This window comes from Microcoleus sp. bin48.metabat.b7b8b9.023 (assembly GCF_013299185.1).
Classification (GTDB): domain Bacteria; phylum Cyanobacteriota; class Cyanobacteriia; order Cyanobacteriales; family Microcoleaceae; genus Microcoleus.
The window spans coordinates 67,851-90,723 of record NZ_JAAFKG010000031.1 but is presented as its reverse complement, the minus strand read 5'-3'; the positions used below and the strand labels follow the sequence as shown (position 1 = coordinate 90,723).

Annotated in this window: 31 protein-coding genes; 14 read left to right on the top strand and 17 right to left on the bottom strand. The window is 46.2% G+C overall.

Annotation, left to right across the window (positions count from 1 at the left end; translation table 11 throughout):
* The first annotated feature begins 270 nt into the window (after positions 1-270).
* Both QZW82_RS18500 and QZW82_RS18495 read left to right on the top strand, forming a co-directional pair.
* On the top strand, positions 271-696 hold the full coding sequence (locus QZW82_RS18500; protein WP_293150838.1) for a hypothetical protein: 426 nt from the start codon (positions 271-273) through the stop codon (positions 694-696).
* Positions 697-755: 59 nt separating this feature from the next.
* Entirely contained in the window at positions 756-1,106 is a 351-nt protein-coding gene (locus tag QZW82_RS18495; RefSeq protein ID WP_293150835.1) for a 4a-hydroxytetrahydrobiopterin dehydratase, read from the top strand.
* An 8-nt stretch (positions 1,107-1,114) separates the two neighbouring features.
* Here the strand turns inward: QZW82_RS18495 and QZW82_RS18490 are convergent, their stop codons facing one another.
* On the bottom strand, positions 1,115-1,864 hold the full coding sequence (locus tag QZW82_RS18490) for a response regulator transcription factor (RefSeq protein WP_293150832.1): 750 nt from the start codon (positions 1,862-1,864) through the stop codon (positions 1,115-1,117).
* A 227-nt stretch (positions 1,865-2,091) separates the two neighbouring features.
* Between QZW82_RS18490 and QZW82_RS18485 the strand changes: the two genes are divergently transcribed.
* Positions 2,092-2,316: a hypothetical protein gene (locus tag QZW82_RS18485; protein ID WP_293150829.1), complete on the top strand. Its 225-nt coding sequence runs from the start codon at positions 2,092-2,094 to the stop codon at positions 2,314-2,316.
* Between the two features lie 145 nt (positions 2,317-2,461).
* Positions 2,462-2,716 (top strand): DUF6761 family protein, encoded by a 255-nt coding sequence (locus QZW82_RS18480; protein WP_293150826.1) that lies wholly within the window; start codon positions 2,462-2,464, stop codon positions 2,714-2,716.
* A gap of 374 nt (positions 2,717-3,090) precedes the next feature.
* On the opposite strand, the gene grxD is transcribed toward QZW82_RS18480, so the two are convergent.
* From grxD to QZW82_RS18465, 3 genes are read right to left on the bottom strand one after another with little or no spacing between them, the layout of a single operon-like run.
* Entirely contained in the window at positions 3,091-3,411 is a 321-nt protein-coding gene (gene grxD / locus QZW82_RS18475) for a Grx4 family monothiol glutaredoxin (protein ID WP_293150823.1), read from the bottom strand.
* A gap of 46 nt (positions 3,412-3,457) precedes the next feature.
* Entirely contained in the window at positions 3,458-3,718 is a 261-nt protein-coding gene (locus QZW82_RS18470) for a BolA family protein (RefSeq protein ID WP_293150780.1), read from the bottom strand.
* Positions 3,719-3,760: 42 nt separating this feature from the next.
* Positions 3,761-4,384 carry a hypothetical protein gene (locus tag QZW82_RS18465; RefSeq protein WP_293150778.1) on the bottom strand — a complete coding sequence of 208 codons (624 nt, stop codon included), beginning with the start codon at positions 4,382-4,384 and terminating at the stop codon, positions 3,761-3,763.
* A 204-nt stretch (positions 4,385-4,588) separates the two neighbouring features.
* Here QZW82_RS18465 and QZW82_RS18460 point away from each other — a divergent pair, with 204 nt between their 5' ends.
* From QZW82_RS18460 to QZW82_RS18440, 5 genes are all read left to right on the top strand, one after another.
* Positions 4,589-4,906, top strand: a complete 318-nt coding sequence (locus QZW82_RS18460) for a type II toxin-antitoxin system HigB family toxin (protein WP_293150776.1) — start codon at positions 4,589-4,591, stop codon at positions 4,904-4,906.
* 157 nt (positions 4,907-5,063) lie between these two features.
* Positions 5,064-5,462, top strand: coding sequence for a transcriptional regulator (locus QZW82_RS18455; protein WP_293150775.1), 399 nt, complete (start codon positions 5,064-5,066; stop codon positions 5,460-5,462).
* A gap of 274 nt (positions 5,463-5,736) precedes the next feature.
* Positions 5,737-8,064 (top strand): S8 family serine peptidase, encoded by a 2,328-nt coding sequence (locus QZW82_RS18450; protein WP_293150774.1) that lies wholly within the window; start codon positions 5,737-5,739, stop codon positions 8,062-8,064.
* A 240-nt stretch (positions 8,065-8,304) separates the two neighbouring features.
* Entirely contained in the window at positions 8,305-9,321 is a 1,017-nt protein-coding gene (locus QZW82_RS18445; protein ID WP_293150773.1) for a fructosamine kinase family protein, read from the top strand.
* 35 nt (positions 9,322-9,356) lie between these two features.
* Positions 9,357-9,785: a hypothetical protein gene (locus QZW82_RS18440; RefSeq protein ID WP_293150772.1), complete on the top strand. Its 429-nt coding sequence runs from the start codon at positions 9,357-9,359 to the stop codon at positions 9,783-9,785.
* A 329-nt stretch (positions 9,786-10,114) separates the two neighbouring features.
* Here QZW82_RS18440 and QZW82_RS18435 read toward each other — a convergent pair whose 3' ends face one another.
* The 4 genes from QZW82_RS18435 to QZW82_RS18420 all read right to left on the bottom strand — a co-directional run bounded on the left by QZW82_RS18435 (position 10,115) and on the right by QZW82_RS18420 (position 12,790).
* Positions 10,115-10,264, bottom strand: coding sequence for a hypothetical protein (locus QZW82_RS18435; protein WP_293150770.1), 150 nt, complete (start codon positions 10,262-10,264; stop codon positions 10,115-10,117).
* Positions 10,265-10,273: 9 nt separating this feature from the next.
* Complete coding sequence (locus QZW82_RS18430; protein ID WP_293150768.1) at positions 10,274-11,974, bottom strand: ABC-F family ATP-binding cassette domain-containing protein; 1,701 nt, start codon at positions 11,972-11,974, stop codon at positions 10,274-10,276.
* A 239-nt stretch (positions 11,975-12,213) separates the two neighbouring features.
* Positions 12,214-12,510 carry a hypothetical protein gene (locus QZW82_RS18425; RefSeq protein ID WP_293150766.1) on the bottom strand — a complete coding sequence of 99 codons (297 nt, stop codon included), beginning with the start codon at positions 12,508-12,510 and terminating at the stop codon, positions 12,214-12,216.
* Complete coding sequence (locus QZW82_RS18420) at positions 12,497-12,790, bottom strand: BrnT family toxin (protein ID WP_293150764.1); 294 nt, start codon at positions 12,788-12,790, stop codon at positions 12,497-12,499. The genes QZW82_RS18425 and QZW82_RS18420 overlap by 14 nt, the downstream gene beginning before the upstream one ends.
* 106 nt (positions 12,791-12,896) lie before the next feature.
* Here QZW82_RS18420 and QZW82_RS18415 point away from each other — a divergent pair, with 106 nt between their 5' ends.
* Positions 12,897-13,220 carry a XisI protein gene (locus QZW82_RS18415; protein WP_293150762.1) on the top strand — a complete coding sequence of 108 codons (324 nt, stop codon included), beginning with the start codon at positions 12,897-12,899 and terminating at the stop codon, positions 13,218-13,220.
* A gap of 290 nt (positions 13,221-13,510) precedes the next feature.
* On the opposite strand, the gene QZW82_RS18410 is transcribed toward QZW82_RS18415, so the two are convergent.
* Together QZW82_RS18410 and QZW82_RS18405 are read right to left on the bottom strand one after the other, a co-directional pair.
* Positions 13,511-14,377, bottom strand: a complete 867-nt coding sequence (locus QZW82_RS18410; RefSeq protein ID WP_293150760.1) for a molecular chaperone Tir — start codon at positions 14,375-14,377, stop codon at positions 13,511-13,513.
* Positions 14,378-14,416: 39 nt separating this feature from the next.
* Entirely contained in the window at positions 14,417-15,241 is an 825-nt protein-coding gene (locus QZW82_RS18405) for a transporter substrate-binding domain-containing protein (RefSeq protein ID WP_293150757.1), read from the bottom strand.
* A 205-nt stretch (positions 15,242-15,446) separates the two neighbouring features.
* On the opposite strand from QZW82_RS18405, the gene QZW82_RS18400 reads away from it, so the two are divergent.
* The 3 genes from QZW82_RS18400 to QZW82_RS18390 all read left to right on the top strand — a co-directional run bounded on the left by QZW82_RS18400 (position 15,447) and on the right by QZW82_RS18390 (position 17,611).
* The gene (locus QZW82_RS18400) at positions 15,447-16,307 is read left to right on the top strand and encodes an Rpn family recombination-promoting nuclease/putative transposase (protein WP_293150754.1); all 861 of its coding nucleotides are present in this window, start codon (positions 15,447-15,449) and stop codon (positions 16,305-16,307) included.
* 234 nt (positions 16,308-16,541) lie between these two features.
* Positions 16,542-17,348, top strand: a complete 807-nt coding sequence (locus QZW82_RS18395) for a pentapeptide repeat-containing protein (protein ID WP_293150751.1) — start codon at positions 16,542-16,544, stop codon at positions 17,346-17,348.
* Positions 17,349-17,461: 113 nt separating this feature from the next.
* On the top strand, positions 17,462-17,611 hold the full coding sequence (locus tag QZW82_RS18390) for a hypothetical protein (protein ID WP_293150748.1): 150 nt from the start codon (positions 17,462-17,464) through the stop codon (positions 17,609-17,611).
* A gap of 1 nt (position 17,612) precedes the next feature.
* On the opposite strand, the gene QZW82_RS18385 is transcribed toward QZW82_RS18390, so the two are convergent.
* Positions 17,613-17,903, bottom strand: a complete 291-nt coding sequence (locus tag QZW82_RS18385; protein ID WP_293150745.1) for a helix-turn-helix transcriptional regulator — start codon at positions 17,901-17,903, stop codon at positions 17,613-17,615.
* 239 nt (positions 17,904-18,142) lie between these two features.
* Here QZW82_RS18385 and QZW82_RS18380 point away from each other — a divergent pair, with 239 nt between their 5' ends.
* Positions 18,143-18,571 carry a hypothetical protein gene (locus QZW82_RS18380; protein WP_293150742.1) on the top strand — a complete coding sequence of 143 codons (429 nt, stop codon included), beginning with the start codon at positions 18,143-18,145 and terminating at the stop codon, positions 18,569-18,571.
* Between the two features lie 16 nt (positions 18,572-18,587).
* Here QZW82_RS18380 and prfA read toward each other — a convergent pair whose 3' ends face one another.
* From prfA to rplQ, 6 genes are all read right to left on the bottom strand, one after another.
* On the bottom strand, positions 18,588-19,685 hold the full coding sequence (gene prfA, locus QZW82_RS18375) for a peptide chain release factor 1 (protein WP_293150739.1): 1,098 nt from the start codon (positions 19,683-19,685) through the stop codon (positions 18,588-18,590).
* A gap of 319 nt (positions 19,686-20,004) precedes the next feature.
* Complete coding sequence (gene rpmE, locus QZW82_RS18370; RefSeq protein WP_293150736.1) at positions 20,005-20,313, bottom strand: 50S ribosomal protein L31; 309 nt, start codon at positions 20,311-20,313, stop codon at positions 20,005-20,007.
* 331 nt (positions 20,314-20,644) lie between these two features.
* The gene (rpsI, locus tag QZW82_RS18365; protein WP_236504525.1) at positions 20,645-21,055 is read right to left on the bottom strand and encodes a 30S ribosomal protein S9; all 411 of its coding nucleotides are present in this window, start codon (positions 21,053-21,055) and stop codon (positions 20,645-20,647) included.
* Entirely contained in the window at positions 21,055-21,510 is a 456-nt protein-coding gene (gene rplM, locus QZW82_RS18360; protein ID WP_293150728.1) for a 50S ribosomal protein L13, read from the bottom strand. Before rplM ends, rpsI begins: the two co-directional genes overlap by 1 nt.
* 117 nt (positions 21,511-21,627) lie before the next feature.
* Positions 21,628-22,470 carry a tRNA pseudouridine(38-40) synthase TruA gene (truA, locus tag QZW82_RS18355; protein ID WP_293133828.1) on the bottom strand — a complete coding sequence of 281 codons (843 nt, stop codon included), beginning with the start codon at positions 22,468-22,470 and terminating at the stop codon, positions 21,628-21,630.
* A gap of 29 nt (positions 22,471-22,499) precedes the next feature.
* Positions 22,500-22,850, bottom strand: a complete 351-nt coding sequence (gene rplQ, locus QZW82_RS18350) for a 50S ribosomal protein L17 (protein ID WP_293133831.1) — start codon at positions 22,848-22,850, stop codon at positions 22,500-22,502.
* Positions 22,851-22,873: the final 23 nt, after the last annotated feature.

Genomic DNA, 22,873 nt, shown 5'->3' with positions numbered 1-22,873 from the left:
TCGCAAGACTCTTTGTTATTCTAAATGTGAGGAAATGCTCAAGCATTCTATTAAATTATTAATACATTACTTGAAGTTTGACGATATTCCCATTCCTGGAGCATTCATACCTTGATTCAGCAACGCCTGAAATATTGCGATCGCTTAGTGTCTGGGATTGCTTCGTTCCTCGCAATGACACTAGACATAATACTTGGGAATCACTTGGTGTCTGTGATTGCACTGTAGTAAAATTAATACTCATTCATCACATTCGCATATTATAATAACATGAAACGGGTGTTATCACTTTTGAGTGGAATGGCGATCGGCTGTGTCTCCCTTGCTGCTTTCATGCCACCAAACTACGTGCTGCGAGTAGAAACTGTCAAACAGGGAATGCTGCGACTGACTAATACTTCCACTCAGCGCATTTATGTAAAAAACTTTGTCCTCCGCGATTACAAAATCAATGAACTTGGCAAGCGAAATGGAGAAGTTAAAGAAATTCGGGTTCGTGTAGAAGTACAGCTAAATCCAGGCGAAAGCACTTTAGAGCCTACTTTAGATTTTTACCGAACAACCGCCAATACCGAACTATTGCGGTGGAATGATGGCAAAAAAATTCACCGAGACGGATTGCTGATCTGTTTTATTAATGACTTCAATCACAATGTCTTTGTAACTCCTAACGGACATTTGCCCTGTCCAAAATAAGTCACATCAGAAGTGTCATACTATCTTTTAGGATCTTCTCGCCAAACCGCAATTTATTTATGGAACCTTTAGCAAAAGAACCTTGTGCCGCCTGCCTCCCAAACTCTCCCCGCGTCACAGCTTACGAAATTGTCCAACTTAAACCTCAAATCCCCGAATGGAATTTGATTGAAAAAGATGGCGTGCCACAATTAGAACGCACCTACAAATTCCCGGATTTCAAAAGTGCGATCGCCTTTACTAACAGTGTAGGCGAAGCAGCAGAAACTGAAGGGCATCACCCCGCACTGTTAACCGAGTGGGGAAAAGTTACCGTTACTTGGTGGACTCACTCGATTTCTGGGCTGCACCGCAATGATTTTATTATGGCGGCAAAAACAGATGCGATCGCAGATCGACTCTCAACCTAAAATTAGATTTATCGGCTGATGATAGTTTCAGATGTCGGAGCGCCGAATACGGGTGAATTTTGTTGATTCCCATTCAACAATTCCAGATTCAGCCGGTAGCCGACATTCCGCACAGTTTGAATTAGACTCGGCTGTCGCGGGTCGATTTCGATTTTTTTCCGCAGAGAGAGTACGTGAGTGTCGATCGTGCGCGGGTTGTCAATCGCATCAGGCCACGCCCGACGCAGCAAATCGGAGCGCGACAAAGGCACTCCTCCAGCTTGAGCCAGCACGTACAGCAGGCTGAATTCCTGGGGAGTAAGCTCGATGTGTTCCTCATGCAGCCTGACTCGGCGCTGTACCAAGTCAATTTTTAGCCGCCCGCACTCCAGCATCGCGGGCGGTACCATCGTGCGGTTGCGGCGCATCAGGGCTTCCACCCTAGCCATAAATTCTTGCATCCCAAACGGTTTAGTCAGGTAATCGTCGGCGCCAGACTTCAAACCTTCCACAATATCCGCTTCTGAATTCCGCGCCGACAGCATCAAAATCAGCGATTGCTGCTGCTGTTGGAGCCAGCGGCAAAATTCCAAACCGTCCCCATCAGGCAATTGGGCATCGAGAATTACTAGGGTTGGCTGGCGGCTGAAAAATATTTCCCTAGCATGACTGATATCCGCTGATTGGTGCACCCAGTGACCGACTTGCTGTAAATGCCAGCCCAAGAGCGATCGCAGGTGCGGATTTCCTTCAACAATTGAAATACTTGCAGATCCCACAACGGCGAGCTTCCCTTATCACTAATGGGTACCAGGTTAACAGAGCTTTTGTCAAGGTTTTGTAACCATCGCTACTCAAGCATAAGCTGGGTTTAAAGCGACGAACAAAGTTCTAGTATCAATTTTAAAGATTTCGTCAAATTGCGATCGTCAGACCCCAGAAAGGTTAAATCATTCTGGCGGTGAGCTTACAATGAAAATAAGATAGCTTACAGCCGATCGAGCCTATGACCCAGCCGCCTGCTTTGACCGAACCCCCCCACAGGGCCCCCACTCCGAGGAAGTTGACAAATCGCGCAACTGAAACTAAAATGCGTCCAACCGTTCGCTCGGTAGCCGGAACACTCACTCAGTTCGATCGTCCAATTCAGCAATATCCCGATTCTTTTAAACGCACGGTGAATTATCTAGGTGCGCGCGAAAGATTCGAGCCACTGCATTGGGGCGAGTGAAATTTTTTATGGAGGGTAGCCTGTGAAGCAGGGTAAAAACTTTTATTTAGCAATCGCCTCTTTTCTGAGCTTGCTCACTATGAATCCAGGCCGTTCCTAAATCCCGCCGTCATTATACACACCACAAAGGATTTCAAACTCAACCATGCTACAAGACACCCAAACAATCCGGCACTACCAAAAACTCACCGACGCCCTCGTCGAAATGTGGAATAGAGGTTATCGTTTCGATGACCTGCGGCTTTACTTAGATGGCTACCTCGCAGCCCTGCGACATTGTAACAGCCTGGAACCCTATCTGATTCACAGATTAGAGGAAGAAGCAGCGCGTTACATTCACGATACTTCCAATTTTGAAATGCCACAGCCCCAAACGCAAGCTGAATCAGACTATTATTAAATGCCAAATTTGGTTTAATAAACCTGCTGATTATTTGGGCATCGGGCATCGGCCAAAGAGGGCATCGAGCATCGGGAATCGGGAATTGGTTATTTGTGATTTCCTGCTTTTTCCTTCTTCCTTCTTGCTTCTGCTATAAATGAACCTAATTCAACGTAAAACCCGGTTGCTATTAGATCCCCGGCTTCTTGAAGAAGTCGGGGATATGTTTGTTCTGTCTGATTTTAAACAGCGGGCAATTGACAATTGTCCGCTAGCGGGTTTAACTCCCCCACTTCAGGAATGTGGCGTGGGGGAGTGGAGTTTAAATCCCCATAAAAAAACCTCACGCTTCACACTTTACTGTCAACTGTCAACTGTCAACTGTCAACTGTTTAAGAAGCCAAAGCGACTTCTACAGCTTCTTGCAATTCACCCTTTTGATACATCTCGATCAGAATATCCGAGCCGCCAAGAAACTCGCCGTTGATATAAACTTGGGGAATTGTCGGCCAGTTGGAATACTCTTTAACGCCTTGACGAATTTCTTGGTCTGCCAAAACATCAACTGTTTCGTAAGGCACTCCCATCGTATTGAGAATTTGCACCACAGTGTTAGAGAAACCGCACTGTGGCATTAATTTATTGCCCTTCATGAACACCATGATTTTGTTTTGCTTAACCAATTCGTCAATTCTTTCATGTGCTGTACTCATGGTATCTCCTAATATTGTTTGAAAATTTTTAATTGTCACTGAAAAACTAAGCAACTTCACTTTTCGCTGCCCATTCTGCTGGAGTTAAGGTTTCCAACGCCAAAGCGTGGATAGCTTCACTAGCCATTGCCTGTTTGAGAGCTCCGTAAACCAGTTGGTGCTGCTTGACTCGGCTTTTCCCTTCAAAGGCGGCAGAGACTACTCTCGCCTGGTAGTGATCGCCACCGCCGGTCAAATCGTCAACTTGTATCTTAGCGTCTGGCAACTCTGCCTTAATCATTTCTGCTACTTGAGACGGTGTAACCATTGGTATTTCTGATAAAGGGCTGTATTGAGTATTTTAGTGGAACTATTTGTTGGACGATCGCGGTTGAGTTGCAGCAGGCCGGGGATAGGGGGCATCCACAAAGCCCAATTCCAGTAACTGCTGGTAAGCTTTTTTACCCAAGTCGCGAGTTGGTTGCTGCGATCGAATAATCTGAATTAATAGGGGAACAGCCAGTTCCGGCTTATTTTGTGCGCGGTGTACCAACGCCAGCCTGTAGGTAGCTTCGTCGCGCATTTGGGCTGTTTCCACAGCCTTGGTGCGGTTGCTGTCGGCCAAGCGGATGTCAATTCCGGCAAAACTGCTGCCCAGTTGCTGGTAGAAGTTGGAGAGTTGATTGAAAATTTGGCGGGATTCTTGGAGTTTTTGAGCCGCCAGCGTGTAATTTTGACTGGAAATAGCACCGCTGGCTTCTGTCATCAAGCGCTGACCTCCGGCAATGCTGAGTACGCTGCTATCTTGCGTCACAGGGCGGAGGTTGTTGGGGTCTGTGGGGTCGTCGGCGGGTTCGACTTGCGGTTGGTTATCTGGCCGAGAAGGTTGTTGTGCTTGGGCTTGGAGCGGTTGCAACAGGGTCAAAACTGCGATCGCCCCGATCGTCATCCGGGCGGTGAAGCGAAGCCAGCAAACAGTTGCAGAGTATACCATGAAATTACTTTGCGCCTCGGCGCTTTAAAAAGATATTTAGCTTGAGCCGATCTTACCATTGGCGATCGCAACCGGCTAAGTGTACACCAATTTTGTGCAAATGTCAAAGGGGCTAAATGTTCTTTAGGAAAAATTCAAGTAGAGACTTGACAAGAGGTTCTCATTTTGAGAATATAGAGGTGTCGTTTAAAAAACGGTACCCGAATGAGACTAATTTCCAAGAAAAAGCTGGAGAGTGCGATCGAACCATACCCAGATGCCCAGAGTGCGATCGCAGTCTGGCGCAAGGCCATCAAAGACAACGATTGGGAATCACTAGAAGAGATTCGACAGGGATATTCTAAATCGGTCGATCAAGTCTGTGGATATACCATATTTAATATTAAAGGCAATCAGTATAGATTAATCGTAAAAATCAATTATACAACCAAAATTATCTATTTTAAGAAATTTCTAAGCCATGCCGAATATGACAAAATCAAGTGGAATGATGAAGATGAAGTAAAACAGAAAATAGGTTAATATCCCACTCAATACATCAGGGTATTATTACACATTCCCTGCTGTATTCAATGAATCCAAAACATTTACTCCAAACGTCAAAATCATGATACCGAGAAACAAACACCCACCTTCTACTTGAGAACCATGTCTAAGTAAGCAACCAAAGGAATGAGAAATGAACATCACAATTGAAAAAATAGCTTACGGTCAACTGCTGGCGAAATCTCAGCCTAAGCCCATCCTGAACGAAGAAGATAACGATCTTGCCCTAGCAGAAGTCGATTTTCTGATGTCTAAGGAAGAATTAACACTAGAAGAAGAAACTTTACTGAGTCTCTGGGGGCTGTTGATCGAAGAATACGAATCAAAATATTACCCAGATCCAGAAGTGACTCCCCGGGATGTTCTATTGCATTTCATGGAAATTCGCGAACTCAAACAAGCTGATTTAGTGGGTGTGATTGGTTCCAAAGGAGTAGTGTCTGAGGTGGTTAATGGGAAGCGGGCGATTAGCAAGGCGCAAGCTAAGGCGCTGGGAGAATTCTTTAATGTTAATCCTAGTGTGTTTATTTGAGAGAAGAGATCGTATAAGAACGAATACGGCGGTTGAAACCGCGTCTACAAAGACAAAACCTGCCTCCGCAGGTTGAAGATAAGATGCGGTTGAAACCGCATCTACACAAACGATGTCAGCCGGACGCCGACTGATGGAGATAAGATAAGACGGTAGTTGAAACCGCTTGGTCTCTTCAACCCGCGGAGGCGGGTTTTGTCTGTATAGACGCGGTTTCAACCGCCCAGTTTCAACCACCCAGTCTTCTCTCCCAAATTCAACAGGAATATTTCTGATGGTACAACCAAGTAAACCCACATCGGCGACTCTCCAAAACTATCAAGGTATCGGAGTTCCCGAAGCAAGTCTGGCAGTGATTTTGCAGCGGGGCGGCGATGAATTGTTGCTGTCAAAAGTTCCAAACCGCTTTACAGTCAGACCCTCCGCGACAGCATCGACATCAAACAATTGGGCTGCAACAAATCAGGCAAAACTTAACCGTCGCGTCGGACAAAGTAATCTGGAAGAATATCTAGTGGCGCCGGAAAACCTAGATGCAGCAATGCAAGCCGCCCGCGCCAGCGATGCTGTAGTTTTTGCCAGCCATGTCTATTGTCCGGCAAACAATCCGAGTACATTCTTTTATTTAACCGATCGCATTACTATTCAATTTGGCGAACAAGTAAACGAAGAATCGCGAAATACGATCGCCAATGCAGCAAATTTAACAATAATCCGGCCAGTCGAAGGCATTCCCAACACCTTCGTCTGTGAAGTCACCAAACAAGCAACAGAAAACCCGATCAAAATTGCCAACCGCCTGACAAGATATCCAGAAGTTTTGGTGGCGGAACCCAACATTATCCTAGAAACTCAGCAGCATTATACACCTCGCGATCCGCTTTATCCCAAACAGTGGTATCTCAATAACCAAGGCGGCAGCGAACTTGTCGGCAGCGCTCAAATTTATGCCGAACAGGCTTGGGATATAACTCGCGGCGTGCGATCGATCGTAATTGCGATCGCCGATGATTCAGTCGATCTGACGCACCCCGATTTTCAAGGCCAAGGCAAAATCGTCTCGCCCATCGATTTCAAAGACGGTGACACTTCCCCGATGCCGGTTGCCGAATCTGACAACCACGGTACGAGTTGCGCCGGTGTTGCCGCTGCGGAAGAAAACGGCAAAGGCACTGTCGGCGTCGCCCCCGGATGCGCCCTGATGCCGATCCGTACCACGGGTTTTCTTGATGACGAGTCGATCGAAAAAATCTTCAATTGGGCGATCGAAAAAGGCGCCGCCGTCATCTCTTGCAGTTGGGGGGCTGGGGCACTTTACTATCCGCTTTCCTTGCGCCAAAGCGTCGCCATCACCAAAGCAGCTACCAAAGGGCGGGGCGGCAGAGGCTGCGTGATTTTGTTTGCTGCGGGTAATGCCAACCGCCCAGTCAACGGCGCGGTTGACGAAACAGGCTGGCCGAATAACGTTGTGGGCGGCAAAACTAATTGGCTGGCAGGATTTGCGGTACACCCCGATGTCATTGCCGTGGCTGCTTCCACTTCCCTCAACAAAAAAGCAGCTTACAGCAATTGGGGCACCAGCATCTCGGTGTGCGCGCCCAGCAACAACGCGCCCCCTGGTACTTGGCTACCAGAAACCGGATTTATTGCGACTGCGCCGGAGGTGACGCAATATTTGCCAGGTTTGGGGGTGTTTGCGAGCGATCGCGTCGGGGTTGTCGGCTACGACTCGGGGGACTACACAAATAGTTTTGGCGGCACTTCTAGCGCCACTCCAGTAGTCGCTGGAGTCGCTGGTTTAGTGCTTTCGGCAAACCCTCGTTTGACGGCGCGGGAAGTGCGGGGAATTCTCGAACAAACTGCTGACAAAATTGTCGATGCCGATGCGGATCCGCAGTTGGGAAATCGCCTGGGAAATTACGATGCTAACAGCCAGCGCAGCGATTGGTTTGGCTACGGAAAAGTGAATGCTTTGAAAGCCGTGCAAGCTGCGGTGAGAAAGGCTGGCGGCAATCCAAATATCGGCGGTTCCAGGTTCAGCGATATTTCTGGACATTGGGCAGAAAAGTTTATTGAAGCTTTGGCTGCGGCGAATATAATTAGTGGTTTTCCTGATGGTTCTTTCGGGCCTGACAACAGTTTAAATCGCGCTCAATATGCGGCGCTGTTGGTGAGTGCGTTTAGTCCGATTCCGAAGGCGCCGGCCACCAATTTTATTGATGTTTCGGCGAGTTTTTGGGCGAGAAGTGCGATCGAACGGGCGAATCGGGCGGGGTTTTTGTCGGGGTTTCCAGGGTTGAAGTTTGGCCCGAATCAGAATTTGACGAAGACTGAGGCACTTGTCTCTTTGGTTAACGGTTTGGAACTTAAGGGCGGCAATCCCGATCTTTTAAAAGTTTACAGCGATCGCAATCAAATTCCTAATTTTGCTTTAAGTGCCGCAGCCACAGCCACAGCTTTGAAGATTGTAGTAAACTATCCCGCGCGCGATCGGCTTTCTGGGCAGCGAGACATCACCCGGGCTGAGATTTCGGCCTTAATTTACCAGACGTTGGTGGCAATTAATCGTGCAAAGGCGATCGACTCTCCTTACATTGTCTAGCCACCAACTAACAAAAAGGTTCGTAGTGCGGACTTCAGTCCGCAATAATATGCTGCGGACTGAAGTCCGCACTACGAACCATTTTTTGTTATACTAATCGACCCCACATGATATTAAGATATCTCCACAAACAAGACCATCGAATAATTATATTGTGTCCGATCTGCGATCGATTAATCGCAGTAAAGTGTCGCCAGTCAGATAAACTAATGGCGATCGTCCTCAAAACCATTTGATGCTATGTGGCACAAAATTGCAGCACACATCTCTGAAACAACCGGAGAGAGCTTTTCCATCGACAACCGCCGTTCAGTCAGCGGTGGCTGCATCAATCAAGGCTATGCTATCAACAACAATACCCGCACTTATTTCGCGAAAATCAATCAAGCTTCCCAAATCGCCATGTTTGAAACTGAGGCGCTGGGTTTGCAGCAAATGGCCCAAACCCAGACTATTCGCATTCCTCAACCGATTTGCTGGGGAACTGAGGGCAATTCTGCTTATATTGTATTGGAATGGCTGGATTTGCGAAGTGGCGCGAGCGAGATAGCCTCGGCAGAAATGGGGCGCAAACTGGCGGCAATGCACAAATACACCCCCCCCAGCCCCCCCTTGCTAAGGGGGGGAGAAAAGGCGAATTCATCCTTGCTAAGCGGGGGAGAAAAGGTCGATTTAACCTTGCTAAGGGAGGGAGAAAATGCCGATTTAACCTTGCTAATGGGGAGAGAAAAGACCGATTCAACCTTGCTAACGGGATGTTTTGGTTGGGATAGGAATAATGCGATCGGCTCAACTCCTCAAATTAATAACTGGACTGCTGATTGGGCAGAATTTTGGGCAGAACATCGGATTGGTTATCAGTTACAGTTGGCTAGGCGTCGTGGTGGAAACTTCAGTAAAGGAGAAACTTTGCTAGCAGCTATTCCCAAGTTATTAGAAGGTTACAAACCTCAACCTTCCTTAGTTCACGGGGATTTGTGGGGAGGAAATGCCTCGGTAACTGCTGCGGGGGAACCAGTAATTTTTGACCCAGCGGCTTATTGGGGCGACAGAGAAGTCGATATTGCGATGACGGAACTTTTCGGCGGTTTTTCCCCAGCATTTTATCGAGGTTATAATGAAGTTTGGTTGCTCGATTCAGGCTATGAAAAGCGCAAAACGCTTTACAACTTATATCATATTTTGAATCACTTTAATTTGTTTGGTGGGAGTTACGAGTCGCAGGCAAATCAAATGATTAATAGAATTTTGGGTTGAGATTTCAATATTAATTGGATTAGAGGGAATCAAAAATGAAGTTTTGGCACTGTTGTACCAAACTGGGATTTACAGTTTTGTTTTTCAGCAGCATCGGGGCTGAGAATGCTTTAGCTGCTTTACCCTTGCAAGTGGGTGTCTATCGCGGCCCCGGTTCTCGATACATTCAAATTGCTGAAAAACAAAATAGAATCTGCTTCAAAGGCCGTTCTTCTAACGGAGTTACTGTGGCTTCTGTTGTGGCAGATACTAAGCGCAAAGATTTTTACAAAATCAACGGATTTGACGGTACATTTCTGTTGCAGCAAGATACAGATACTATCTTATTTGGCCCGGTAAATCAGTTGATTAAGTATGTAGCAGATTATGGTTTTCCTAGAGATTTAGATGATGATTTGCAGGAGTGTCTTAGTTCCCAGAAGTCATTCTTCAAAAAAAAATCAGGGGGCAGAGGTTCTCGGTAAAAGCTGTAGGGTGCGTCGCCCTCAACAATCTTTCAACCAAATCGAACATCTGGTAGCACGCACTCCTACAAAGGGTACTTTAACTAATAATATATAGCGGTTATCAAAAAAGTGAGGTACGTTGTTGGGCTTCAGCCCTCTTATATTTATTATATAGTAAGCGAGGTCGCATCAAAAAAAACCATTTACCAGAAAGAATTGGTTGACAGCCCCAAGTATTTGAGGGACAAATTAAAATCGGACTATTCATTACTCCAATCCTCTGACTTAAGGGTAGAGGTCGCTCTCGAACTGTCAACTGTCAACTGTCAACTGTCAACTGTTGAAAGTCATACCTCATCTTTCTGATAAATGCTATAGCTTTTGTCAATTAAGGTGCGTGGCTGTAAGATTGTCGATCGACTTTCAGGAGTTTCGATGTATTCGCACCCTACAGCTACATATTCGTAGGGACACTCCAAAAGCCGTGTCCCTACCACTCAAGTTATTTACTTCTGTTTGGCCGCCGCTTTCTTCTTCGCCTCTTTCTCAGCTTTCTTAGCCGCCTTCTCAGCTTCAAGTTTGGCGAACTTGGCTAGTTCTTTCTCTTCGGCTATTTTATCGAGATAGTAATGGTAATCTCCCAGATAAGTCCGAAACTCGCCGTCGCGAACTTCTACTATTTTGTTAGCGACTTGGGAAATAAAATAGCGATCGTGCGAAACGATAATTACAGTGCCGTCGTAATTCTTAATCGCCTCTTCCATCATCTCCTTCGCGGGAATGTCGAGGTGATTTGTCGGTTCGTCCAAAATTAGCAAGTTCACAGGTTCCAGCAGCATTTTTGCCAAAGCCAGACGGGCTTTTTCTCCACCGCTTAAAGCGCCAACGTGTTTGAATACTGTTTCGCCGTTAAACAAAAACCGCCCTAACAAAGTCCGCACTTCTTCATTTTTCCAGTCGGGTACTTCGTCGTGAATAGTTTGCATCACGCTTTTATTCAAATCTAAGGCTTCTGCTTGATTCTGTTCAAAGTAACCGGGGATGACATTGTGGCCTCCCATTTTTACCGTACCTTCGGTGGGCGTTTCTAAACCCATGATCAGGCGCAGCAATGTAGATTTTCCGGCACCGTTGGGGCCGAGAAAGGCTATGCGATCGCCTCTTTCAATTAATAAGTCTGCACCCAAAAATAGGATTTTGTCGCCGTAGGTGTGCACCAAGTTTTCAATTATTGCTACTTCGCGGCCGCTGCGGGGTGCGGGGGGAAACCGGAAATGCAAGGTTTTTAAGCCGCCGGTGGGGGCTTCGATGCGTTCAATTTTGTCTAACTGTTTCTCGCGACTTTTGGCTTGGGTACTGCGAGTGGCGCTGGCGCGGAATTTTTCTACGAATGCTTGCTGTTTATCGAGTTCTTTTTGCTGGCTTTCGTAGGCGCTGAGTTGGGCTTCGCGCGCTTCAGCTTTTTGCTGTAAATAGGAGGAGTAGTTGCCGAGGTAGGTACTGGAAACTCCGCGTTCGGTTTCGACGATTTGGGTGCAGAGGCGATCGAGAAATTCGCGGTCATGGGATACGATTACCATCGGAGTTGTTAGCCCTTTGAGGTAAACTTCCAGCCATTCGATCGTTTCTAAGTCGAGGTGGTTGGTAGGTTCGTCTAACAGCAGGATATCGGGTTTTTGGAGGAGAATTTTACCTAAACTCATCCGCATTTGCCAGCCGCCGCTGAAAGCGCTGACTAATCGATCGCCATCTTCGGGTTCAAATCCGATTTCTGGTAAAATCTTCTCGATTTGGGCTTCTAATGCGTAGCCGTTTAAGCCTTCAAATTGCCGTTGCAGTCGATCCATTTTGTGGATCAGTTGGTCAAGATTTTCTGGGGTGGAGTTTTCCAAGTCTCGATGGACTTGCATCAGAGATTCGTGGACTTCGTTGGCTTCGCTGAAGGCGCGCCAAAATTCCTCTTTAACAGTACGGGTGGGGTCGATTTCAAATTCTTGAGAGAGGTAGGCGATGTGGAGGCTGGCGGGGCGAATGACTTCGCCTGAGGTGGGTTCCATTTCGCCGGCGATGATTTTGAGTTGGGTGGATTTGCCGGCACCGTTGACGCCTACTAAGCCGATGCGATCGCCCGGTTTGACTTCCCAGGTGACATCTTTGAGTACGACGCCTGTGGGGTAAATTTTACTGATGTGTTCGAGTCGCAGCATTGTTGTGGGGGCTGGGGAAGGGGAGGTAAGCGCGGGGAATGGGATGCCGGCGCTGAGGTCGTGTTAATCTTAACAAATTTTAAAGATTTTTAGCATATTGCCAGATTTTGATTTGGTAGGAGTTACGGGAAGAAACCGGGTTTCTTGGAAAAATTGCAGATTCTCAGCTAGATATCTAGCAAGAAACCCGGTTTCTAGCCTCGATGTGGGTTCAGGACTATTTGGGTGGGGCGATCGCACTACCGCGCTGTTTCAGATTGAATTTCTCGAATAATGGTTGAAACTTCTTCTTCTGAATCTAGATGTCGTGCTAAAACTTGGGCTGTTGCTTCCAGGAGGCGATCGCTAAACAATTTTGTTAAATCTTGCCGCAAACCTTGCCCAATGTAAAATCTGAGCAAAGCTGACAAAGCCATATCTCGATGCAATGCTACTTTGTTTAGGGATTCTAAGGTATCTGTTGGGATTTCGATTGATACTGTTGTTGTTGGGCGCGATCGAACTTTTAGTGTCAGTTCTTCTTCAACGTTGTTCATATAATTTCCTTTCTGTACGGGTAACTGGACGTGCAGAAATTATGCGGATTCGCACGCTGCGTTCTACATAAACTACTAGCAAGAGGCGTTGAGCAATAGAGTACCCTATAATAAAATCACGTTCCTCAGTCTCGGAACTAGCATCACCTTCCTTGCAGAAGGGGTCTAAGAAAACTTCGGTCGCTTCTTCAAAGGTAACACCATGTTTTTCTAGGTTGCTTTCTGCTTTGTTTTTGTTCCATTCAAACTCAATGGCTTCCAGCCGATACAAAGTATCCATATATGAATCTTAACACAGTCAGATTTACGTGGGTATGCCAAACTCCTCTAGAGAGATTTCCCCATTTACGGTGATAATAGCATCTCTAATCTTAGGAAAGAGTACAATGGATAGCTTAAATAATTATCGCAAACTTGTTAAGCAGCTCCTGACTGAATACGCTGAGATTCCCGTTTGTGACAGCGGGACGCAAAACGCAACAATTTTTGATGTGCAAAATGACCGCTATATGTTAATGAATATAGGCTGGTTTAATGAGCAGCGCATTCACCATTGCGTGATTCATATTGATATTATTGACTCTCAGGTGTGGATTCAAGCAAATAATACCGATCGCCTGATTGCTGAGGAGTTAGTCGCAGCGGGAATTCCGGCTAAATCAATTGTTTTGGGGCTTCAACCACCTGATGTTAGACCTCATACTGCTTAGGTCGTGCCTACTAGGGAGCAGCGAGAATCCTTGAAAGTATGATGGAGTAGAGGGAATTTGCATTGGAGGGCGAGAATTTATGAGTCTATACAGTAAGGTAAACAGGACTTACGCACGGGGGTCAAAAACCCGGTTTCTGTATCAATATCTCTCGTAAAAATGAACGATTTTTCTCAGAAACCGGGTTTTTTGCGTAAGTCCTAGTAAAATGAAGATAATCGCTTAATACTTGGAGAATTGAGACTACTTGTCAGCGGCGGGCGATCGAGCTTCAACTCTGTGCTTTACAGTTATGGAGTTAATGAAAAGCTAGGTGTAATTAACTCATTATTTTTCCAAGTTCCTGATTTACGAGTGCCATCTGAATATATCATTATTCCTAAACCGTTGGCCTTGTGATTCTGCCACTGCCCTTCAAAGCGATTGCCATTAGCCCATGTGTATATTCCATAGCCATGATATTTTCCATCAAGCCAATTCCCGGAATAGCGATCGCCATCAGACCAAATAATAGTACCTACACCGTTATAGTTGCCATTTTTCCACTCACCGTCATAACTTTGTGTCTGATTGTTTTTAGGGTAAGTCATATTCCCTTTACCATTGATTTCGTTGTCACGAAACTCACCTACATAACGCCTGCCATCTGCATAAGTCAAAGTACCTCTGCCCTTGCGATTTTTTCCAACAATACTCCAATTTCCTTCATAGCGATCGCCATTCTTATAAATATACACACCCTGGATATAACTACCATTTTTCCACTCACCTTCTAGGCGATCGCCATTCGCATAATTCACCACGCCTCTACCATTTCTTTTATTATTGAACCATTCCCCATCGTAGCGACTACCATCCGTATAAGTAAATACCCCTTTGCCATTGAAATTTCCTACCTTGAACTCCCCTTGATAGCGAGCACCATTGGCAGAAGTCCATACTCCTTTACCATGCGATTTACTATTTAAAATATCACCTTTATATCTACTACCAGTCTCGTATGTAATCTCATTTGTCAGAGGACAAAAACCTGCTTTTAAACCCATACATCGTTTAATTTCATCCTGAAAAATCGTGCCAGATGTGCATATAATAGTTACTATTCCTCCAATTACTCCGACTACTATTACTTTGAATTTACCTTGTCGATCGTCCATGATTTTAGAATTTTTTACCAAGACATCGAATTATTTTATTTATCTACTGCAATAATCAATAGTTGCTTTGAGATAAGGCACTAATCCTCCAAACCAAGTACCCCAAGCCTGTTTTCCTTCACTGCTATTAATGAAATAATTAACAGAATTTTGCCACTGAGAATCGTTAGCGGGAAGTATCATCCCGTATACGTCACAGGAAAGAGGTTGACTGGGCAATAAAGCAAAATTATCTACAGGCAATCCTTGTCTGACTGCTTCTCCTACCAAAAGAACCGTATCGCCCGCAAATGCAGTAATTTTACCGTTCGATACTGCTGTTATGCCTAAATATCTTTCGGGAAACTGTACTATTTCAGCACGAGGATATACTCTGGCAACTGTGGCTAAATTAGCAGAACCTTGAAGGACGCCAATACTTGTATTTGACAAGTTGACATTTCTATTTTGATTTGTGACGAGCAACTGTGTGCCTGTAATAAAAAATGCTTGAGAATACTTAATATTTTCGACTTGTTCTTTAGCGCTGCTGATTGTGTTAGGCCCACACTCTATATGCACACTTCCGTTCCTCACGATCGCCTCGCGATTTTGAATAGTAGAACGCACGGCGGCTACAGTAATATTTCTGTTAAGCCGTCGGCTGAGGCTGTTTGCTAGTGCACCTGCAAAAGTAGTACAATAGCCTTTCCAGCCTTGGCCATCTTCATAACCAAAAAACACCGCATCTTTTCTAATCCCAACTTTTAAAACTCCTGTTTGCTGAATTTCTTGCAAGACAGTCTGCGCCCAGCTTGCCGAAGGAAACAGCACTGTACATATAATGCTAGATGTTAGAAATATCATTTTTAATCGCTTATTCATTATTCTATATTGCTACCTATGGAGCACTGCTCGCGAGCTATTAGTGAAATACTTTACCAACACGATCTCAGCTTTGTCAGTGAGAAAAAGTGATAAAAAGTGACAAAAAGTAAGGACTTTCCCCAAGTTGCCCAAAAATCTCCTCTCAGATAGATGCCCGTAGAGTTAAAATCTTCTAAATCACCCCTCTCACAACCCAACTTCCTTGGCCTACGACAACACCTGCAAATATCTAGCCGAAAAATTCCCCGCCGCCTTCGTCCACTGGCTGCTACCAATTGACGAACCCACCGACGTTCAGGTACTCAAAACCGAACTAATTCAAGAACCCATTCGAGCAGATTCTCTCGTTTTCCTGCAAACCGATCGCCAAATCCTACATCTGGAATTTGAAACCCGGCCTTACTCCGAACCAACCATCGCCTTCAGGATGCTAGACTACTACGTCAGGCTCAAACGCCAATACTCCTGTTCCATCAATCAAGTAGTAATCTTTTTGCAGCAAACAGCCTCAGAACAAGTTTTTGTATCGGAGTACACAGACGCGAACACCCGACACGGCTACCGAGTTATCCGCCTCTGGGAACAAGACCCCGCTTCACTGCTGTCCGTCCCCGGCTTGCTCCCATTGGCGACACTATCTCAAACCAACTCGCCGCGAACTTTGTTAGAGCAAATAGCTACTCAGATTGCTACAATAGAAGAACCGAATCAACAAGCGGATTTACTCGCTTGTACCCAAGTGCTCGCAGGTTTGAGATTTGAAAAAGACTTAATCAGACAACTATTTAGGAAAGAAACTATGCGCGGTTCTGTGATTTACCAAGAAATTCGCGAAGATGGCCTCCTTGAAGGAAGACAACTAGGCCTCCTTGAAGGAAGGAAAGATGAGGCGCTGTCGTTCCTCACTCGCCAGTTGACTCGACGCATCGGTCCGATCGCACCTGAAACCCGCGAGCAAATTCAGACTTTATCCGTAGAAGAATTAGAGGATTTAGGAGAGGCGCTGCTGGATTTTTCAGAAGCTTCGGATTTAACCAATTGGTTGAATGAACATCAGCCTTAATTGCTAAAATATCGCCTCTTATATTAATTTAATGGGTCGTTGCACATATCTCGATCCCCCTAAATCCCCCTTAAGAAGGGGGACTTTGAGAAGAGTCTTGTCCCCCCATTGTAGGGGCGGTGCCCCCGTGCCCGCCCGCCCTCTTTAGGGGGGATCGGATTCTATGCAGCATCATAAAAAAATGGTATTATTGTCAAAAATTAACCAGATATATACTCCAAGGAAACATAAGCCATGACCGTTGATGAAGCAATCGCGATCGCAGAAACAGTCCTCGATGGCGAAGGCTTAAACGACGTGCAAGAGCTCATCTTTAGACAATGCTGGGAAGGCCGATGTTCCTATGAGGAAATTTCTCAACTCTCTCAATATAATGATGAATACATAAAAGCGCTGGCGGCTAAACTCTGGAAACAACTCTCAGAGGCTTTTGATGAAAAAGTAAAAAAAAATAATTTACGCTCTGTTTTTAAGCGATACTTGCGACGACATCAAGTGACATTACATCGAACTCAAGTTATTGGAGTTAATCTCAGCGGTGCTAACTTAAGCGGAGCCAGAATATCATTCGCCAACTTAAGTGAATCTGATTCATCAACAGATTTACAGGGTGCAACTATATCTGATTATAATACAGTATCAGATGGAATTATTAAGCCGGAAAACGCGCATAACCAGGGAATTTTGTCTAGCACAAAAGAACGGATTTATCACTGGAACGATCTGCGTTTTCGCTGCGAAGAAGAAGTTAAAATTGCCGAAGCGCTCGATCGCACAAACACCCTCTTTTTCCCCAACTCCAAAGCCCGCCTCACCACACCCGCAGGGCGACAAAACCAAGAACCAGATTTCCTCATCTTCCACCAAGGCAAATGGGGTATTCTGGAAATATGGCATCCAGATACAGAAAAAGATGAAACGCGCGATCGCCTGTTTGCATCTCATGGTATCAGCATCATCCACTATTGCGACGCTAACAGATGTCGCGAAGAACCCGATCGCGTTGTCCAAGAATTTTTAGACATATTGACTCAGGGATAGGGCGAGTGGTTTGTTTCGTAAGGGCGATGATAGGGGGCCCAGAAACCGGGTTTTTTAGGAAAATACTTCGTTGTCACCGACAGATTAGGTAAAAACCCGGTTTCTTTGTCGGAGTGCGTCAGTCCATAAGGGCGATCGGACTCCGAAACAAAGTAGATATTGGCTTGACAAAATACTCGACTTGTGGTATGCACCTGTGGTGGAATTTCTTAAGGGCGATCGCACTCTACGAAAGCAAAACGGGCGATCGCGATCGATCCTAACTCATTCCCCAGCAGCCTCAGCCGACGCAGCGAATCTATCCGCTACAGCTTTAGCAATTAGCGCCACCTGACTCAGAGGCAAAAACTGAATTTTTTTGACAATATCGTTAATTTCTGGTGGTTGCGAGACTGGATTGCCATCCAAAAAGCTGAGAAACTCTTCCAGAGTATAGCCTGCTCTCGCTGCGAGCTTACCCAAGTTTTCAGTATCGGGAACCGTATCGCCTCTTTCCCAAAGCTGAACAGCAGTCGCAGAAACGCCTAAAAGCTTACCAAACGCTCGTTGACTCATTGTTCCGCGCGCTGTTTTGATGATTTCACTAAGTTTTTGTCTATTTTGGATGTTCACAAGTTAAAAGCTACTCGACCGTACCTACAAGTAAACTGGTCAGTTTATAAATCATTATCATTCAATAGTTTATTCTTTGACTTGTCACTATTGACAAACAACTAAGTTTAGTTTAAAATTAAAAGTATAAATTTAGTAGCCCTGGATCTGAGTACCTCTCGCGATCCAGCAGTCAGAAAATAATGACTAATAGACGCACACAGAGGACACGCAGCAACCGTCAAAGCCTCACCGCCTCCGGTTGGCTAAAACCCCAGCGCTGGCAAATCTCCAAAATAGAAGCAGCCGAAGCTCTGAGAATGCCGGTAAACCGGATAGTCAAAGTGTATCCCAAACAGCATCAAGTAATAATTGTTTACCTGAACAAGAAAGGACAAAAATGCAGTTCCTTTTTCAGCTACAGACTATTTGCCAGATGGGAACAAGAGACGATCGCCACAATTGCCAGTTGTCGAAACCAGCAAACTCTCGCACCCCTAGAAATAATCGTACAGTACGACCTCGAACATTTCAAGTATCCCGTGGCGATCGCCGATGCAATTTGGGAAGCCCTACTCAACCACATCCGTCAAGTCATCAGGGAACAAAGGCTCAGCAAACAATGCGCCTAAGTTCCCCATCAACCAATCAATTAGAAGTAGAAGCAGCCAACTCGACCAAACGTTCCTGCTGATCCTGAGAAATGCAAGTCTGAATAATCTCCTCAATATCTCCTTCCAAAACACTATTGAGCGAAAAATTCTCCCCCAAACGGTGGTCGGTAGCCCGATTATCCTTATAGTTGTACGTGCGAATTTTTTCCGATCGCGAACCAGTACCAACCTGAGCCAAACGCCGCGACTTCACCTCATCCTGCTGCTCCCGCAACTTAATGTCATAGAGCTTCGCGCGCAAAATCTGCATCGCCCGCTCCTTATTCTGCAACTGACTGCGCTCCTCAGTACAGAAAATCCGAATCCCAGTCGGCTTGTGAAACAAATCCGCAGCAGTTTCCACCTTGTTCACGTTTTGGCCGCCAGCCCCGCCCGATCGAGCCGTACTCATCTCAATATCCTTTGGATCGATGTGAATCTCCACATCATCAACCTCCGGCATCACAGCCACCGTCGCCGTCGAAGTATGCACCCGGCCGCCAGCCTCAGTCACCGGCACCCGCTGCACCCGGTGAACCCCAGCCTCAAACTTCAGTTTGCTGTACACGCTGTCGCCTGTAACTTCCAGAATTACCTCTTTAAAGCCGCCCATTTCCGCCAGCGACTCGCTGACCAACTTCACTTGCCAACCTTGAGTTTGAGCGTAACGCGAATACAGTCGCAGCAAATCTCCAGCCCAAATACTAGCCTCATCTCCGCCAGTACCCGCCCGAATTTCCAACATGATGTTCTTATCATCGTTCGGATCGCGGGGAAGCAGCAAAACCTTCAAACGGGTTTCCAAATTCTCCAATTTTGACTCAAGTTCCTCAACTTCCAGGGCAGCCATTTGCTGCATTTCGCGATCGCCCGCAGCTTCCTTAAGCACCTGCCGCGCGCCTACCAAATCATCAGTCGTAGTTTTCCACATAGCAAAAGTATCGACCACCTCTTCCAAGGACGATCGAGCTTTTGCCACCCGTTGGAACTCATAATTATCCCTAGCGACATCCGGGTCAGCCATGCGGCGAGTTAACTCATTAAAAGTTTGCTCTACCGACTTCAATTTATCCAGCAAATAAGATTCAGCCATGTCAAATGTCCTCCGTCAATCGATTTTAGATTTTAGATTTTAGATTTTAGATTTTAGAATTGAAGAGAAGTTGGGATAGAATCGCGATCTTTCCTCAACTGCCAGCCCTAGCAACTCTTCAGTCTAAGCTCTGCAATCCGAGGGCGGATAGATTTTAGATTTTAGATTTTAGAATTGAAGAGAAGTTGGGATAGAATCGCGATCTTTCCTCAGCGGAAGGGCCGTAGCAATCTCAAATCTCAAATCCAAAATCCGAGAGCAGTCAGTTACCAGTACAAAAAAACTACTTCCAACCGACTGCGGACAAATGACAATCCGGCTACTTCTTCTTTTTGCCTTTAGCAGCAGCCTTAGCAGCATCTGCTTTCGGATCTTCCATTTTCAGCGGCCCAGAGGAAGCATCTGCCTTCGGCATTTCTACTTCCGTCATGCCGTATTTCCGCATAAAGCGTTCCACACGACCTTCAGTATCAATAATCTTCTGAGTGCCAGTATAAAAAGGATGATTTCCCGACCAGACATCAACTTGAAGCTTTGGTCTAGTGGAACCAACAGTCATCACAAGTTCGCCGTTGCAATAAACCTGAGCTTCGGGATACCACTCAGGGTGAATGCCTTCTTTCGCCATTTTTTTTTCTCTCTAATTTTTGACTTTACAACCATTTTAGCTGTCATCGGACTTGCGTACCAACAACAGCAGCAATTTTGCGATATCTGCTTTGAAAACTAGAATCAGGAATCTGAAAAACACCTTGAAAAAAGGAGGATGGAATCTAGAAAATTTTTCTTTCTTCCCTCTTCCCTCTTTCCTCTTCCCTCTCTTGGCAAATATTTAGGGTTTAAAACCTCCACTCCAGGAAGCCGAATTGTGTTGAAAACTAGGCTAGGGCTTAGGGGAGAGTTAAATCCCCCTCTTAAAAACCTCAACTGTCAACTGTCAACTGTCAACTGTCAACTGTTTAACGTTTCGAGTATTGAGGAGCCTTGCGAGCTTTCCGCAAACCGTACTTTTTACGTTCTTTAGCCCGCGGGTCGCGAGTCAAATAGCCCTCAATCTTCAGAGGTTTCCGGTTGTCCGGGTCTAACTGACAAAGTGCTCTAGCGACACCCAAACGAATCGAGTCAGCTTGACCTGTCAGGCCGCCACCTTCAACTTTCACCAAAATGTCGTACTCATTTTCTAGACCCAAAGTTTCCAAAGGAGCCTTAGCGAGTGCCAAATAAGTGGGGTTGAATTGCAGGTACAAATCTCCCTCTTTACCATTGACAGTCAGTACGCCTGTGCCGGGAACCAAACGTACCCGCGCTACGGAACACTTGCGGCGGCCTGTACCCCAGTACACAGCGCGGCCGGTATCTGTTGCTTGCATTAGTCATTTCCTCCCGGAATGGTGTGAACAATTAATTCTTCTGGTTGTTGAGCTGCGTGCGGGTGGTTAGGGCCAGCGTACACTTTCAACTTAGTAAACAGTTGTCTGCCCAGAGATGTGTGAGGCAGCATTCCTCGGATAGCTTCTTCGACAATTCTTTCGGGCAAACGTGCTTGCAATTTGGCAAAAGTTTCTGTTTTCATGCCGCCCGGTCTGCCAGAGTGGCGGCGGTAGATTTTTTGGGTGCGTTTTTTGCCAGTAACAGCGATTTTGTCAGCATTGATGACAATTACGAAATCGCCGGTATCCATTGAAGGAGTGTAAGTGGGTTTGTGTTTACCCCGGAGGTACATGGCAACTTCAGTTGCCAGACGGCCCAGCCGCTGGTCGGCGGCATCGACCACGTACCACTTGTGCTCTAGGGAGTCTTTAGTAGGGACGTAAGTTTTGTTCATTGTTAGTTGTCAGTTGTTATTTGTTAATTGTTATTTGTTAATTGTTATTTGTTATTTGTTAGTTGTTATTTGTTAGTTGTTGCCAATAACTAATAACCAATAACTAATAACTAATAACTAATAACCAATAACTAATTTCGGCTGAGTGTCGTACCAAACATCGGTGGGAAAGGGAAAGTCCTGATAGCCAACCCGCAACAGGCATAAACCTTGAGCGGGAGCGGCGTATTTTACCATTTCTCGGCGTTCGTTGACCCAGATATCAGTGAAATTGTCGATCGCCCTTTCCCCCTGACCCACCTGCACCAGCAACCCCACCAGCAGGCGCATCATCCCGTACAGAAACCCGCTCGCCTGAACCTCAATATAGATAAGAGGCCCAGAACGGTGACACTCTGCCGCTTGTACGTCCACCCAAGAATGCGGGCGAGCAGACCCCGCGCGGTGGAAAGCAGCCAAGTGATGCCGCCCGATTAGGGGTGTCAAAGCTGCCTGAATCTTGGATTCATCCACAGGTGCGTGATAGCAGTGCCAAGCATAAGGACGCACAAACAGATTAGGAATCGGGTCTGTATAAAGGGTGTAGCGATAGCGCCGCCAACTGGCTGAGAACCGAGCGTGCCAGGTAGGTTCCACCTTTGCCGAAGCTCGAATTAAAATATCTTTTGCCAGTCGAGAGTTGAGAACGCTTGCCCAGCGGTGAGCCGGAATTGGGCCATCAGCATCAAAATGGGCTACTTGAGCAGCGGCGTGAACTCCCGCATCCGTTCTCCCGGCCGCGTACAGCGTTACCGGGCGTTCCAGCACATTTGATATTGTTGTTTCAATTTCTTCTTGTACTGTACGCTGGTTCGGCTGTCGCTGCCAACCGTGAAAGTCAGTGCCGAGGTATTGGATTACCAAAGCAATGCGTTGTGTCGATCGGGCATTTTCGATTGGGGATTTTGGATTGTCAGTCATAAATCAAAAATCTCCAACCCAAAATTGCATTAAACCAGTTCAACGATCGCCATTTCGGAATTGTCTCCTTGGCGGGGGACAGTTCGCACTACGCGGGTGTAGCCCCCGTTGCGCGAGCCGTAGCGTTCTTGGGCAGCCTCAAACAAGGCGTGTACTAACTGTTTGTCATAGATATAGCCCATAGCTTGCCGGCGAGCGGCCAAGGAGCCATCTTTGGCCAAGGTAATCATTCTGTCCGCTTCTGGACGCAGCGCTTTGGCGCGGGCGAGAGTGGTAGTGATTTTACCGTGGCGGATTAATTCGGTGGTCAGCGAGCGCAACATGGCGCGGCGTTGGTCAGCCGGTTTGTTTAGTTGGGGGACGCGACAGCGGTGACGCATAGCAGTTGGTAATTGGTAATTGG